Raw genomic sequence first — 13754 nt, 5'->3', positions numbered from 1 at the left:
AGGGATGGCGCGCGGAAAGACTGCCCCGCACCGGGCAGGATCACCACACCAAGGGAGAGAGACCAAATGATGAAGATGACGCGCCGGATGCTGATGGCCGCCGTGGCCACCGTGCCGCTGATGGCCGGATCGGCCTGGGCCGAGGGGCTGATCACCGTGATCGTGAACGATCCGGCCAACCCCTACTGGTTCACCGAGGGCGAGGTCGCCAAGGCCACCGCCGAGGAGCTGGGCTATACCGCCAACGTGGCCGCCCATCGCGGCGACACCAACACCGAGAGCACGCTGATCGACACCGCGATCACCAACCAGTCGGTCGCGATCATCCTGGACCCGGCCAATGCCGACGGTTCGGTCGGTGCCGTCCAGAAGGCCGTCGATGCGGGCATCCCGGTCTTCCTGGTGAACGCCGAGATCAACCAGGAGGGCCTGGCCAAGGCGCAGCTGGTGTCGAACAACGCGCAGGGCGCGGCCTTGGGCGCGCAGGCCTGGGTCGAGGCCATGGGCGAGGAGGGCGGCCAGTTCGTCGAGCTGTTCGGCAACCCCTCGGACAACAACGCCCAGACCCGCTCGAACGGCTATGAGACGGTCCTGAGCCAGTACCCCGAGTTCGAGAAGGTCGGCCAGGAGGTCGCCAACTGGGACCGCACCCAGGGCTATCAGCGCATGCAGTCGCTCTTGCAGGCGAACCCGGACATCACCGGCGTGATCTCGGGCAATGACGAGATGGCGCTCGGCGCCATCGCCGCGCTGAAGGAGGCCGGCAAGCTGGAAGCCGTGACCGTCGGCGGCTTCGACGGCTCGCCCGACGCGGTCGAGGCGGTCAAGGCCGGAGAGATGGCCTATACCGTCTTGCAGCCCGTGGCCGTCTTCGCCGAGGAGGCCGTCCGTCAGGCCGACAACTTCATCAAGACCGGAGAGACCGGGGCCGATGCCGAAAAGCAGCTGTTCGACTGCCTGCTGATCACCCCCGAGAACGTCGAGAGCTACACCGCGGCCTTCACGCTGTCGCAGTGATCCCCTCACGGTGATCCGCAACCGGGCCGGGCGCGCATCGTCGCGCCCGATCCCTTTCCGCCCCTCGACCCGACGCGCCCGGAGGCCCGCCATGTCCCCCTTCGCCGCCCCGCCATGCTGATCCTGGGGATTGACAACGGTCTGACCGTCACCAATGCGGTCGTCTTCGACGCGACCGGCCGCGTGCTGGCCACGGCGCGCAGGCGGGTGGCGCAGGCCATACCGCAGCCGCGCCATGTCGAACGCGACATGAACGACCTCTGGCACCAGACCGCCGCCGCCGTGGCCGAGGCCGTCGCCGCCTGCGGCCGCCCGGCCCGCGACATCGCGGCCGTCGCCGCGACCGCGCATGGCGACGGGCTCTATCTGCTGGACCAGGCGGGCGCGCCCCTGGGGCCGGGCATCCTGTCGCTGGACAGCCGCGCGGGCGGCATCGCCGATGGCTGGGCCGCCGACGGCACCGCCGCGCGGGCGCTGGCGCGGACGGGGCAGATGCCCCATGCCTCGGCGCCGTCGGCGATCCTCGCGTGGCTGCGCGATCATGACCCCGCCCGCTTTGCCGCGATCGGCCATGTGCTGGCCTGCAAGGACTGGCTGACCTATCGGCTGACCGGCCGCATCGGCACCGACCTGACCGAGGCCAGCACCGCCTTCACCGATGTCGCGACCCAAGGCTTCGCCCCCGACATCCCCGGCATCTTCGGCCTGCCGGGCCTGCCCTTGCCCGAGATCGCCCTGCCCGACCAGATCGTGGGCCATGTGACGGCAGACGCCGCCGCCCTGACCGGCCTGGCCGTGGGCACGCCGGTCGTGGCGGGCCTGCATGACGTGACCGCATCGGCCCTGGGGTCGGGCGGCTACGGTCAGGGCTGCGTCGCCATCGTCGCCGGCACCTATTCCATCAACGAGACCGTCACAGACCGCCCCCTGTCCGATCCGCGCTGGTTCTGCCGCAACGGCATCGCGCGGGGCGAATGGAACGCCATGTCGATCTCTCCGGCATCGGCCGCGAATTACGACTGGTTCCTGGACAGCCTGTGCCGCGAGGGGGGCGACCAGCCCGCCCATCTGCGCGTCATCCCCGAGATCGAGGCCGCCCTGGCCCGCCCCTCCAGCGCGCTGTTCCACCCCTACCTGTTCGGCTCGCCCCACGGAGCGCAGGCCAGCGCGGGCTTCTTCGGCCTGCGCGGCTGGCAGGATCGCGGCGACATGCTGCGCGCCGTGATCGAGGGCATCGCCTTCAACCACCGCCACCACGTCGACGCCCTGCGCGACGGCTTCGCCCCCGGGGCGGCGCGGCTGACCGGCGGCATCTCGCGCGCACCGGTCTTTGCGCAGCTCTTCGCGGATGTGCTGGACATGCCCGTGACCACCAGCGCGACCGAGGAGGCCGCGGCCTGGGGCGCGGCGCTCTGTGCGGGCGCGGGGGTCGGCCTCTTCGCCTCGCCGCGCCACGACCCGCGCGACATGGGCGCGATCAGCACCACCCATCACCCCGACCCCGCCCGCGCCGCAGAGATGGCGCGCCGCTACGCGGTCTTTACCGACATCGCCGCCGCCATGGCCCCACTCTGGCCGCAGATCGAGGCCTTGCAGGACATCCCATGACCCAAGACATCGACGTGCTGATCCTGGGCGCGGGCATCAACGGCGCGGGCCTGTTCCGCGACCTGTGCGAACAGGGCGTCAACGCCGTGATCGTGGACAAGGCCGATTACGGCGGCGGCACCTCGGCCGCGCCCTCGCGCCTGATCCACGGCGGCATCAAGTACCTCGAGACCGGAGAGCTGCGCCTGGTCGCGCAATCCACGCTGGAGCGGAACCTGCTGCTCAAGAACGCGCCGCATCTGGTCAGGCCGCTGCCCACGGTCATCCCGATCTTCTCCTGGCTGCGCGGCATCGGGCCGGCGCTGCGCACGCTGATGGGGTCGACCACCGCGCCCCGCAGCCGCGGCGCGGTGCTGATGAAGGCGGGGCTGGCGATGTACGACTTCTACGGCCGCCGCCACAGGGTGATGCCGCGCCATCAGCTGTGGTCGCGCGCGCGTGCGCTTCGCGAGATTCCGCCCCTCAACCCGCGCATCAAGGCCGCCGGCCAGTATTACGACGCCGCCGTCACCCTGCCCGAACGGCTGGTCTGGGAGCTGGTCGCGGACGGCCTGCGCGCCAACCCCGCCGCCCGCGCGCTGAACCACACCGCGCTGACCGGCACCGACGGCGACGTCATCCACCTGACCGGCCCGCAGGGCGCACTGTCCCTGCGTCCGCGCATCGTGGTGAACGCCGCCGGTCCCTGGATCGACCGGGTGAACGCGGCGCTTGGCGCGCCCACGCGGATGATCGGCGGCACCAAGGGCTCTCACATTCTGCTGGACCACCCCGAACTGCTGGCCGCGCTCAAGGGCCGCATGATCTATTTCGAGGCCGATGACGGGCGCATCTGCCTGGTCTTCCCTTATCTGGACCGCGCGCTGGTCGGCTCGACCGACATCCGCGCCGACGACCCCGACGACGTGGCCTGCGACGATGCCGAGATCGCCTATTTCCTCGACGCGCTGCGCGGCCTGCTGCCGGGACTGCATTTCGACGACAGCCAGATCGTCTATGCCTATTCCGGCATCCGCCCCCTGCCCGCCTCGGATGCGGCCAATCCCGGCCTGATCAGCCGCGACCATTCCGCGCCGGAGATCGCCCCCGACGCCGACCGCCGCTGGCCGATCATCGCGCTGGTGGGCGGCAAATGGACCACCTTCCGCGGCTTTGCCGAGGAGGTCGCCGACGATCTTCTGGCGCGCCTGAACGCGTCCCGCCGCATCGCCACCGACAGGCTGCCCATCGGCGGTGGCCGCGATTACCCGGCCGATGCGGGCGCGTGGAGCGACGATGCGGCCCGGCGCAGCCTGGCCGCGCCCGCCCGCGCGCGCCATCTTCTGGCGCGCTACGGCACGACGGCGGCGGCGATCCTCGCGGCCGAAGGCGCGGCGCCCACCATGCTGGCCGACAGCGATCACAGCGAACAGGAGCTGGACTGGATCATCCGCAACGAACAGGTCGGCACCCTGGCCGATCTGGTCATGCGCCGCACCGCGCTGGCCGTCACCGGCCATCTGTCGGCCCGCGATCTGGCGCGCATCGCCGATCTCTGCGCGGCGGCGCTGGACTGGGACGCCACGCGGCGCGACCGCGAAGTCAGGGAGACACAGGCGATGCTGCTGACGCGGCACCGCCTGCGGATGGATCAGGCCGCGTCGGCCTGATCCAGACGGGCCAGACGCCCCTCGACGGCCAGCATCTGCGCGACCGCATGGGCGGCCTCGGCGCCCTTCTTGACGAAATGCTCGCGATAGAAACCGGTCAGCAGCTCGGTCTCCTGATAGTTGTGCGGCGTCAGCGACACCGAGAACACCGGCACGCCCGTGTCCATGCCCGCCTGCATCAGGCCGCTGACCACGGCGCCCGCAACGAAATCATGGCGATAGATGCCGCCATCGACCACCAAGGCCGCGGCCACGACGGCGTCGTACTTGCCAGTCAAAGCCAGCTTCTTGGCCAGCTGCGGCATCTCGAAGGCGCCGGGCACGTCCCAGGCCTCGATCTGGGCGCCGGGGATCAGGCTGGCGGCCTGGGTCAGGAAACCCTCATGCGCGCGGTCCACGACATCGGCGTGCCAGCGTGCCTTGATGAAGGCGATACGGGGAGATTGGGTCATCTTTCAGGAACCTTCCGTAAGTTGCGTCAGGCCCCCAAGGCATACCACCACGCACGCCGGGGTGGCGCACGGGACGGTTCTCTTCCATCCGGACTATACCGTCGGCCCCGGAATTTCACCGGATCTGCTGACCCCCCTGCCATGGCAGGGGGCGCTCGCGGGCTGTCACCGCCGGTGGGGAATTGCACCCCGCCCTGAGAACTTCGTCAAGATAGCCGCCCCGCCCGGCGGCGCCAAGACCCGGAAGGGGAAAATCCTTCCAAATCCGCGACGTCACACAGGCTCGATATCGCCTTCCGCGCGGCGTGCGTGGAATTCGGCCACGAAGGCGTCCAGACGCCCCGCCGCGATCGCCTCGCGCAGCCCCGCCATCAGCTGCTGATAGTAATGCAGGTTGTGCCAGGTCAGCAGCATACCGCTGATCATCTCCTTGGCGCGGAAGACATGGTGCAGATAGGCCCGCGAATAGCCCCGGCAGCAGGGGCAGGTGCAATCCTCGTCCAGGGGACGCGGATCGTCCTGGTGGCGGGCGTTCTTGATGTTGACCTGACCGCGCGGGGTCCAGGCCTGACCCGTCCGCCCCGACCGCGAGGGCAGCACGCAATCCATCATGTCGATGCCGCGCTGCACCGCGCCCACGATGTCGTCGGGCTTGCCCACGCCCATCAGATAGCGCGGCTTATCCACCGGCAGGAAGCCGGGGGCATAGTCCAGCACGCCGAACATCGCCTCCTGCCCCTCGCCCACGGCCAGGCCGCCGACCGCGTATCCGTCAAAGCCGATCGCCTGCAGCGCCTGCGCGCTCTCCTCGCGCAGCTCGCGGGTGACGCCGCCCTGCATGATGCCGAACAGCGCATGTCCCGGACGGTCGCCGAAGGCGTCGCGCGACCGCTGCGCCCAGCGCATCGACAGGCGCATGGAGGCCGCCACCGCCTCCTCGGTCGCGGGCAGCGCGGGGCATTCGTCGAAACACATGACGATGTCGCTGCCCAGAAGGCGCTGGATCTCCATGCTGGTCTCGGGCGACAGGAAATGCTTGGAGCCGTCCACATGGCTGGAGAAGGTCACCCCCTCCTCGGTCAGCTTGCGCAGGCCCGACAGCGACATCACCTGGAACCCGCCGCTGTCGGTCAGGATGGGCTTTGACCAGTTCATGAAGCGGTGCAGCCCGCCCATCCGCGCGACACGCTCCGCGCCGGGGCGCAGCATCAGGTGATAGGTGTTGCCCAGCAGGATGTCCGCGCCCGTGGCCGCCACGCTGTCGGGCAGCATCGCCTTGACCGTCGCGGCCGTCCCCACCGGCATGAAGGCCGGGGTGCGGATCTGGCCGCGCGGCGTGTCGATGACGCCGGTGCGCGCGGCGCCGTCGGTCGCCTGGAGGGTGAAGTCGAAACGCGTGGTCATGGGTCCGCCCGAGCCTTTTGGAACCGGCCGCTTGTAGCGCCGCCCCCCGCCCGGCGCAATGCGGGCCGCCACTGGACCGCGGGCGGCCGGTGCCCTATATAATCGGTCGGAATTGAAGGATGCACCGATGACCGAACCCCTGATGGAAGGCGCGCCGCTGATCGCGCCGTCTTCGACCGACCATCCCCTCTACGAGCCCATCGTCGAGGCGTGCAAGACCGTCTATGACCCCGAGATCCCGGTCAACATCCACGATCTGGGCCTGATCTACACGATCGACATCAACGACGCCTCCGAGGTGCGGGTGATCATGACCCTGACCGCGCCGGGCTGTCCCGTCGCCGGAGAGATGCCCGGATGGGTCGCCGACGCCGTCGAGGCCGTGCCCGGCGTCAAGCAGGTCGATGTCGAGATGACCTTCCAGCCGCAATGGGGCATGGAGATGATGTCCGACGAGGCGCGCCTGGAGCTGGGCTTCATGTGATCGCCGGGGGCAGGCTTGAACCCGCGCCCCCCGGATGACTATGTTTCAGTGACCCCCCGAAAGGATCACCGCCATGTTCTCGCTGCCCGGTACGCCGCCCGTCACCATCACACCCGCCGCCGCCGCGCGGATCGCGCAGCTGATGGCGGGCAAGAACGCCTACGGCCTGCGCATCGGGCTGAAGAAGGGCGGCTGCGCGGGCATGGAATACACGATGGAGCTGGCCGAGACCGCCACGCCCAACGACGAGGTGGTCGAACTGGACGGCGCCCGCGTGCTGATCGCGCCCATGGCGCAGATGTATCTGTTCGGCACCCAGATCGACTATGAGACCGGCCTGCTGGAGCAGGGCTTCCGCTTCCGCAACCCGAATGTCACCGACAGCTGCGGCTGCGGTGAATCCGTGGCCTTCGCGCCCCTGGAGGGCAGCCGCGCCCAAAGCTGACGGTTGCCAGCGGCGCACGCTCTGGCTAAGCCTTCGACGCAACGTCAGGAGGACAGGATGTCGGTTCGGAAACTCGCGGCTGGAAACTGGAAGATGAACGGCGATCTGGCCGCGCTGGAGCAGCTGGACGCGATGGTCGAGGCCGCCGAGGAGGCCTCCTGCGCGGTGCTGATCTGCCCCCCCGCCGTGCTGATCCACCCGATGGTCGCGCGCGTCGCGGCGGGCGATCTGAATGTCGGCGGACAGGACTGCCACGCCGCCGCGTCGGGCGCCCATACCGGCGACATCGCGGCCGCGCAGTTGCGCGACGCGGGCGCCACGCATGTGATCCTGGGTCATTCCGAACGCCGCGCCGATCACGGCGAGACCGACGCCACCGTCCGCGCCAAGGCCGAGGCAGCTTTGGCCGCCGGCCTGACCGCCATCGTCTGCTTGGGCGAGACCGAGGCCGAACGTGATGCGGGCCGCACGCTGGACGTCATCGCGGGGCAGCTGGACGGATCTCTGCCCGCCGGCGCCACCGCCGCCAACACTGTCATCGCCTATGAGCCGGTCTGGGCCATCGGCACCGGCCGCACCCCCACCGACGACCAGATCGCCGAGGTCCACGCCCTGCTGCGCACGCGGCTGAGCGAACGCCTGCCCGATGGGGCGTCGGTCAGCCTGCTTTACGGCGGCAGCGTCAAGCCCTCGAACGCGGCCCAGATCTTTGCGATCGCGCATGTGAACGGCGCGCTGGTCGGCGGCGCCAGCCTGAAGGCTGCGGATTTCGTCCCTATCATCCGTGCGCTGGACGCGGCGGGCGCCTAATTTCACCATTGCACCGCTCGGCCTCAGCGGCTAATCAGGCGCTGCGTGCACCCGTAGCTCAGCTGGATAGAGCGCTGCCCTCCGAAGGCAGAGGCCAGGGGTTCGAATCCCTTCGGGTGCACCATTTTCAGCGATTTTGGCACAGTTTCCGGCACAAGATAGCGCCGAATCCCCTTCGCAACTAACCCTTCCGGGCATCGATAGACGGGTTGCTAACCGCAATCAGCGGCGCGCGACTGACCAAGACGCGCGCCCCCTGCTGCATGGTCAGATCCGCGCGGGGGCACTCCGTCTGCAGAACATCCCACGCGGCCCACATAGCCTTCAACGAGCCGGCGGCCAGGGTATACCGCCCGAAGTTCGGGTCCCGGCACCAGATGATGAACAGCGCCTGGTTCTCGGGGAATTGAGGCTGGTGAAAGTGAGCCATGGCAGTCTCCTTCCGCTCAGATAGAACGGAAAGAGAACATCACGCAAGTAGGCTATTGTCCGACCGGCGCCCCGGCCTGCTGCAGCGCCTCGGTCAGCCGGTCCCGGCCGATCATGGCGTCCACCTGCTGCTGCAGCTTGGCCCGCGCCATCTGCTCCAGCTGCGCCCGCGACGGGGCCAGCTTGCGCAAGGCGTCCGGCACCGACCGCTCGACGTAATCCAGCACGGTGCCGATCGCCATGTCAGGCGCGGCGATGGTCGGGTGCTTCTGCATGGTGTCGATCAGCAGGCCCACGCCGGTGTCGATCGCCGAATGAAGCGCGGCGCGGTGCTTCGCCTCGATGTCCACGCGGAACCGCTCGGGCAGCAGGCGCAGGAACCACGCCAGCACGGCGAGGATCAGCGTCAGCAGCAGCTCGACCATGATCGGTTGGACGATATTCTGGATGCTATCGATGGGTGTCATGTCACTTTCCTCCGAGGATGCGAGACAGCCACGCGAACAGCGCGGCGATGGGGTTGGGGGTCGATATCGGCTTTCCGATAGCGGGCGGCGCGGCGTCCACGACCGGGGGCCGGGCATTGGCCGCAGCCCACCACGACCGCACGTCAAAGCCGGGGCATTGGGTCGGACCCAGATCGCGGTGGCCGACCACCTGGGCGCCGGGGTGCTTCGCCAGCAGGTCGCGGATCAGCGTCACGGTCGCGGCCTTCTGCGCCTCGGTGCGGTTGTCGACGCCGACGTTCGGCCCGGTGGCGCGCTCGATACCGCCGATGCAGCAGATGCCGAGGCTGCCGGTGTTGTGGCCCTTGACGTGCGCGCCGACTACGCTGTCCGGTCGGCCCTTCTGGACGGTGCCGTCGCGCTTGATGACGTAGTGGTAGCCCACGCTGCTGAAGCCGCGGGCGCGGTGCATCTTGTCGATGTCGGCCACGCCCAGATCCTGGTCGGGATAGGTCGCAGAATAGTGCAGCACGATCCTTCGGATGGGGCTGTTGGTCATGGCTTTCTCCAATGCGGAAAAGCCCGCCGCAGGTGCTGACCTGAGCGGGAGAGAATCAGCGTTTCGGCCAGCTATTGCTGGGTGCGATGGCGCTGACGACGGGAATGGAAATCGGTGATGGAGGGTCAGATAGCGTTGGTCGAACGACCGGCATCATCCGTTACGATAGAGCGACGCCCCACTTCGCGGCCAGGTCCGAGATTGCCTGCACATCATCGGCATCGGAGTGGACCACGTTCTCCACGACCACTTCGAAGTAGTCGGTGCTGGACTGAGTGCCGGCATAGGCGCCAGCGTTGTCGCGCAGCGCGCCAAGCATGAATGCCAGCGTGCTCCCCATCGCAGCCGTGTTCTGCGGAGCGTCGGCCACGGCCTTGGTCAGGGAGTTGTCCCAGATGGTCACGCTCGTCCCGGTGAAGCGCACGGCGAGAACCCGGCGGGTGTTGGCGGGCTGGCCCGTTCCGAAGTTCACGTCGTTGTTGGTGCCGGTGTGCTTCCGTCGGATGCTGCCCGCCGTAGTGCGGCGGATGGCAGCGACGCCTTGGCCGTCCGTCTCACCCACAGGCCCCGACGCCGACCAGACGTAACCCGTGTTGGTATCCAGCGGGGTGTAGACCGCATAGATCGTAAACGGCTTGTCGTCGCCCTGGAACAGCTGCGAGACCGGCGAAGCGACCGGGGCTTCGAGGCGAGGCATGGTCAGCCCACCGGCTGATGCCAGCCGGGTCAGACGGACAGCGGCGCCGGCCCTGGTGATGTTCGCTGGCGTGCCCTGACTTGTCAGTCCGCCGCCGCCCGCTCGCTTGTTGGCGATCGCCGTCACCTGGCCCCCAGAGAGGGTAAGCGTGCTGTCGTCGGACATATCGAACCATCCAGGACCGGTCCAGGACGTGTAAGCCGGCGCCGGGCCGGGCTCGGGAACCTCCTGGACCGTGATCGTGCGGGTGACGGTTGTCGTTTGACCCTCGATGTTCGTCGCGGCAATCGTGATCGACTGCGTGGCCGAAGCCGTGCCGGTGATCTGCACCTCGGTCGTTCCGTTGCCGGTCACGGTCAGGCCCGGCGCCGTGACGGCATAGGTGTGCGGCCCGAGGTTGCCCGAGTGGAACGCCGTGAACGGAATGACGATGTTGACCGCATCGCCCTCATTGAAGCTCCAGCCACCCGCGAGAGATTGGACGGCAGGCGCAACATGGTAGGGCAGAAGAACCCGCTTGGCGGGGCTGCCATCGGCATAGGCGTAGGTCAGCGACCTGTCGATGCAGGTGTCGGCACCGACCCAAGGCAGCAGCCTGCCCTCGCGGACCTTGGCCGAGGCCGGGTTGCCGTGCGTGGGCTTTGGCCAGACGATCAGGCGGTCGTCGCGCCGCGCGACCAAAAATTAGCGCTTGCTGATCGTCGGCGCGCCATGCTCGCATGCCCGCAGATCGCGCCACTGGACCTTATCTTCGGCCTTCTTCGGCCGCCCGATCCAGAGCTCAAATGTCTGGCCCGCAAGAGCCTTGATCGGCTGGCCGTCATTGTTGACCGGGCCCCAGGTCACGAACTCCTCAACGTTCTCCATGCAGATCACGTCGGGCTTGACGAACTCGGCCCACCGGACCACGACCTAGGCCAGATCGCGGATGTTGCGGTCGCGCGGCGCGCCGCCCTTGGCCTTGCTGAAATGTTTGCAATCCGGGCTGGCCCACAGCAGGCCGACATGGCGGCCCTTGGTCACCGCCAGCGGGTCCACGCCCCAGATGTTGCTGTCCAGATGCAGCGACTCGCGGTGGTTGGCGGCATGTAGGGCCAGCGCCTTGGCGCTGTGGTTGATCGCCACGTCCGGGCTGCGGCCCAAGGCCAGCTCGATCCCGGTGGACGCCTTGCCACCTCCGGCGAAGCCGTCGGTGACAATGGGCAGGCGGGCGTGCCGGCCGACGAGCTGGCCGACGCGATGAACGACCAGGTCGAGGAATGGCAGCGCGGCTTCGGTGAGCTGCCGATGCTGCAGGGCATGCAGGCCAAGACGCTGAACGTCACCTTGCCCAGCCCGGAGCATCTCCACGCGATCCCGCTCTTGTCCTTCGCGGCCTCCCTCGGCGTCCCGGCCAAGATCCTGATCGGGTCGCAAACCGGCGAGATCACCGCGACCATCAAAATCACCGCGACCATCAAACTGCTGCGCAACGCGAACGTCTGGGCGCTGGTGACGGTCTACCTGAACGCGGCCGACGAGTTCTATGCCACCAACACCGACCATGCAGCGAACTACGCGAAGACCATCGCGCAGCGTATCCGCGAGATCGAGGGCATTGCGGCCCTGATGCCCGCGCCGACGCTGGCTCCTGGCCAGATCATCGCCTGCGTCACGGATCGCCGCATGCTGCAGGTGCTGAACGCAATGCCGGTCACCACCCGCGTGCAGTTCCGGGCGAACCTGGAGGACGATTACAACTTCGTCACCCTGGCCGCCGCCGCGGTCGAACTGAAGCCCGACGCCGATGGCAATCTCGCCGTCGCGGTGTCGACGCCGTGATTATCGGGCGTGGCCGTCGAGGCCCTGCCCTCCACCCAGGGAGAGCACCCATGACGCTGAAGATCAACAAGCCCGGCTACCACAACAAGAACGGCAAGCCCGTCGGGGTCGGCACCATCGTTCCCGTGTCCGGCGACCGGATCCTGGCCTTGCTGCTGAACAAACGCGCGATCGTGGGCGAGGAGACCGAGGGCAAGGACTGGGCCACCGGCCAGAACCCCGGCCCCACCGTCGAGGAATACGTCGCGGCTGGCTACCGCGCCGAGAGCTATCCGCCGCAGGGCCATGAGCCCCGCAGCACCCCGGAAAAGATCGAAACGGCGATCAAGGTGCAGAAGGCGGCCGACGAAGCCGCGAAGAAGACCACGGCGAAGGCCTGACCTTCGGTGCGCGGCCGCGCGTCGGTCGCCATCCAAAGCGCAGGAGGCAACATGCTCAACTTCACCGTTTCGGTCATGACGGAGACCGAGGCCACGGCCTACATCGCAGTCGGCGGCGCGGCAGGTTGGCCGACCGATGCCACGCTGCAGCGGCACGCGATCATGCGGGGACAGCGCTATGTCGCGTCCCGCTTCAAGAGCGGCTGGCGCGCGGCATGGCCCGAGGGGACAAGCCCGGCGCCGGTAAAACGGGCCGTCGTCGAGGCGGTCGTCATCGAGGCCCGAAAGCCCGGTGCCCTGTCGCCCGTCTCGATCCCGGCCACCGACAAGGTGCTGATCGGCGTGGGCAAGGTGACCTGGGAGCGCGTCGGCGACGACAGCGTGCCGGATACCTTCGTCCTGCGCATCGCGACGATCAAGGGCCTGCTCGGGGGCCTCATCTGGCCGACCGGAAAGGGGGTGATCGTGAGGTCGATTGGGGGATAGTAGGCCGCAGCATTACAGGAGGCCCGGTTGCTCCAAAACGTAATCTTCGTTGGTGCGGAACCGGCCACTGATCCTGCGATACACGGTCATTTTTTCTTCAGTTGCCATCGGTGCCACTTCTGATTTGGCATTTCTATGTACTTCCACCCTGCCACCGAAACACCCATCAGTGCCGGTGATTGGGCGCAGCATAAAAGAATATTTTTATTTATATTCAAATAGTTGTTGAACGCTCCCCAAAGGCGCTCCCATGGAAGGCTGACAGACCATCGCGGCCGAGGCAACGGCCGAGGTCGGCTATACCGCCACGCTGACCCGCAGCACCGCCACCGGGCCGCGTTACGAATGGGACGGCCCAGCCGATCCCGTCACGCAGACCTTCCCGGCGACCGTGATCGAGGACACGGCCATGACCCGCTACAACCGGGATGATGGTGGCGCGCTGATCCCCCGATCGGTGCGGGTGCTGATGATCGCGGCCGATAGCGAGTCGCTCCATATGGGAGACAGGATCACCCTGCCGGATGGGCAGCACGAGATCACCCGCGTCGCACCCCTGCAGCCGGGCGGCACGGCGCTGCTTTACGAGGTCGAGGTGGGCGCATATGGCTGAATAAAGGGGGTGGGGGCGTCGGATCGGGCGAACCGCAGGTGGCATGGACACCCGGTCGCACGCGGTTACCAAGGCCAAGGGGCGGCCAATCGGGTTCTACATGTGTGCCGGTCCGGTGGGTGATTGCACCGGCGCAGCGGCGCTTCTGGGCAGCGTGCCAAAGGCGGGTCGGCTTTTGGCCAACAAAGGCCATGACGCCGATTGTTTCAGAGAAGCGTTGGAAGACAAGGGGATGAAGGTCTGCATCCCCGGACGGAAGTCCCGCAGAAGACCGTCAAATACGACAAGCGGCGGCACAAATGGCGCAACCGCATTGAGATCATGTTCGGCCGCCTCAAGGATTGGCGACGTGTCGCAACCCGGTACGATCGGTGCCCGAAAACGATCTTCTGGGTGATCATGCTCGCCGCAACCGTCCTGTTCCGGCTGTGAAATTCAATGAGTCTGGACGCTA

Annotated in this window: 18 protein-coding genes, 1 tRNA gene, 1 pseudogene and 1 riboswitch; of the genes and pseudogenes, 12 read left to right on the top strand and 8 right to left on the bottom strand. The window is 67.9% G+C overall.

Features of this window, described 5'->3' with window-relative positions; genetic code table 11:
• Positions 1–66: 66 nt before the first annotated feature.
• The 3 genes from AC2SGK_RS08085 to AC2SGK_RS08075 all read left to right on the top strand — a co-directional run bounded on the left by AC2SGK_RS08085 (position 67) and on the right by AC2SGK_RS08075 (position 4274).
• Positions 67–1017 (top strand): D-ribose ABC transporter substrate-binding protein, encoded by a 951-nt coding sequence (locus tag AC2SGK_RS08085; protein ID WP_411839071.1) that lies wholly within the window; start codon positions 67–69, stop codon positions 1015–1017.
• Between the two features lie 114 nt (positions 1018–1131).
• A complete protein-coding gene (locus AC2SGK_RS08080; protein WP_488323077.1) occupies positions 1132–2625 on the top strand; it encodes an FGGY-family carbohydrate kinase in 1494 nt (497 codons plus the stop codon).
• On the top strand, positions 2622–4274 hold the full coding sequence (locus AC2SGK_RS08075) for a glycerol-3-phosphate dehydrogenase/oxidase (RefSeq protein ID WP_488323076.1): 1653 nt from the start codon (positions 2622–2624) through the stop codon (positions 4272–4274). Before AC2SGK_RS08080 ends, AC2SGK_RS08075 begins: the two co-directional genes overlap by 4 nt.
• Here the strand turns inward: AC2SGK_RS08075 and AC2SGK_RS08070 are convergent.
• Positions 4256–4726, bottom strand: a complete 471-nt coding sequence (locus AC2SGK_RS08070; RefSeq protein ID WP_488323075.1) for a 6,7-dimethyl-8-ribityllumazine synthase — start codon at positions 4724–4726, stop codon at positions 4256–4258. The genes AC2SGK_RS08075 and AC2SGK_RS08070 overlap by 19 nt on opposite strands.
• A 72-nt stretch (positions 4727–4798) precedes the next feature.
• Positions 4799–4932: riboswitch (FMN riboswitch) on the bottom strand.
• A 67-nt stretch (positions 4933–4999) separates the two neighbouring features.
• Positions 5000–6130: a tRNA guanosine(34) transglycosylase Tgt gene (gene tgt / locus AC2SGK_RS08065; protein ID WP_488323074.1), complete on the bottom strand. Its 1131-nt coding sequence runs from the start codon at positions 6128–6130 to the stop codon at positions 5000–5002.
• A gap of 127 nt (positions 6131–6257) precedes the next feature.
• On the opposite strand from tgt, the gene AC2SGK_RS08060 reads away from it, so the two are divergent.
• The 4 genes from AC2SGK_RS08060 to AC2SGK_RS08045 all read left to right on the top strand — a co-directional run bounded on the left by AC2SGK_RS08060 (position 6258) and on the right by AC2SGK_RS08045 (position 7993).
• A complete protein-coding gene (locus AC2SGK_RS08060; RefSeq protein WP_488323073.1) occupies positions 6258–6614 on the top strand; it encodes an SUF system Fe-S cluster assembly protein in 357 nt (118 codons plus the stop codon).
• Positions 6615–6687: 73 nt separating this feature from the next.
• Complete coding sequence (locus tag AC2SGK_RS08055; RefSeq protein WP_488323072.1) at positions 6688–7059, top strand: HesB/IscA family protein; 372 nt, start codon at positions 6688–6690, stop codon at positions 7057–7059.
• Positions 7060–7116: 57 nt separating this feature from the next.
• On the top strand, positions 7117–7869 hold the full coding sequence (gene tpiA, locus AC2SGK_RS08050; protein ID WP_488323071.1) for a triose-phosphate isomerase: 753 nt from the start codon (positions 7117–7119) through the stop codon (positions 7867–7869).
• 47 nt (positions 7870–7916) lie between these two features.
• Positions 7917–7993 (top strand) — tRNA-Arg (locus AC2SGK_RS08045).
• Between the two features lie 57 nt (positions 7994–8050).
• Here AC2SGK_RS08045 and AC2SGK_RS08040 read toward each other — a convergent pair.
• The 6 genes from AC2SGK_RS08040 to AC2SGK_RS08015 all read right to left on the bottom strand — a co-directional run bounded on the left by AC2SGK_RS08040 (position 8051) and on the right by AC2SGK_RS08015 (position 11125).
• Complete coding sequence (locus AC2SGK_RS08040; protein WP_488323070.1) at positions 8051–8299, bottom strand: hypothetical protein; 249 nt, start codon at positions 8297–8299, stop codon at positions 8051–8053.
• A 52-nt stretch (positions 8300–8351) separates the two neighbouring features.
• Entirely contained in the window at positions 8352–8765 is a 414-nt protein-coding gene (locus AC2SGK_RS08035) for a hypothetical protein (RefSeq protein ID WP_488323069.1), read from the bottom strand.
• Position 8766: 1 nt separating this feature from the next.
• Positions 8767–9303 carry an N-acetylmuramoyl-L-alanine amidase gene (locus AC2SGK_RS08030; RefSeq protein WP_488323068.1) on the bottom strand — a complete coding sequence of 179 codons (537 nt, stop codon included), beginning with the start codon at positions 9301–9303 and terminating at the stop codon, positions 8767–8769.
• Positions 9304–9463: 160 nt separating this feature from the next.
• Complete coding sequence (locus AC2SGK_RS08025) at positions 9464–10681, bottom strand: hypothetical protein (protein ID WP_488323067.1); 1218 nt, start codon at positions 10679–10681, stop codon at positions 9464–9466.
• A gap of 3 nt (positions 10682–10684) precedes the next feature.
• The gene (locus AC2SGK_RS08020; RefSeq protein ID WP_488323066.1) at positions 10685–10867 is read right to left on the bottom strand and encodes a hypothetical protein; all 183 of its coding nucleotides are present in this window, start codon (positions 10865–10867) and stop codon (positions 10685–10687) included.
• A 45-nt stretch (positions 10868–10912) separates the two neighbouring features.
• Positions 10913–11125, bottom strand: a complete 213-nt coding sequence (locus AC2SGK_RS08015) for a hypothetical protein (protein ID WP_488323065.1) — start codon at positions 11123–11125, stop codon at positions 10913–10915.
• Here AC2SGK_RS08015 and AC2SGK_RS08010 point away from each other — a divergent pair.
• The 5 genes and pseudogenes from AC2SGK_RS08010 to AC2SGK_RS07990 all read left to right on the top strand — a co-directional run.
• Complete coding sequence (locus tag AC2SGK_RS08010; protein ID WP_488323064.1) at positions 11111–11821, top strand: major capsid protein; 711 nt, start codon at positions 11111–11113, stop codon at positions 11819–11821. The genes AC2SGK_RS08015 and AC2SGK_RS08010 overlap by 15 nt on opposite strands.
• Positions 11822–11871: 50 nt before the next feature.
• Entirely contained in the window at positions 11872–12201 is a 330-nt protein-coding gene (locus AC2SGK_RS08005; protein WP_488323063.1) for a hypothetical protein, read from the top strand.
• 51 nt (positions 12202–12252) lie between these two features.
• A complete protein-coding gene (locus tag AC2SGK_RS08000; protein ID WP_488323062.1) occupies positions 12253–12687 on the top strand; it encodes a hypothetical protein in 435 nt (144 codons plus the stop codon).
• A 409-nt stretch (positions 12688–13096) separates the two neighbouring features.
• Entirely contained in the window at positions 13097–13300 is a 204-nt protein-coding gene (locus AC2SGK_RS07995; protein WP_488323061.1) for a hypothetical protein, read from the top strand.
• 7 nt (positions 13301–13307) lie between these two features.
• A pseudogene (locus tag AC2SGK_RS07990) lies at positions 13308–13732 on the top strand (IS5 family transposase); the annotation flags it as partial.
• Positions 13733–13754 lie beyond the last annotated feature (22 nt).

This window comes from Paracoccus sp. NIOT.M2S5SZ12, assembly GCF_057748165.1.
Note: the sequence above shows the minus strand (reverse complement) of the source record. Positions and strands in the feature narration are given on the sequence as shown.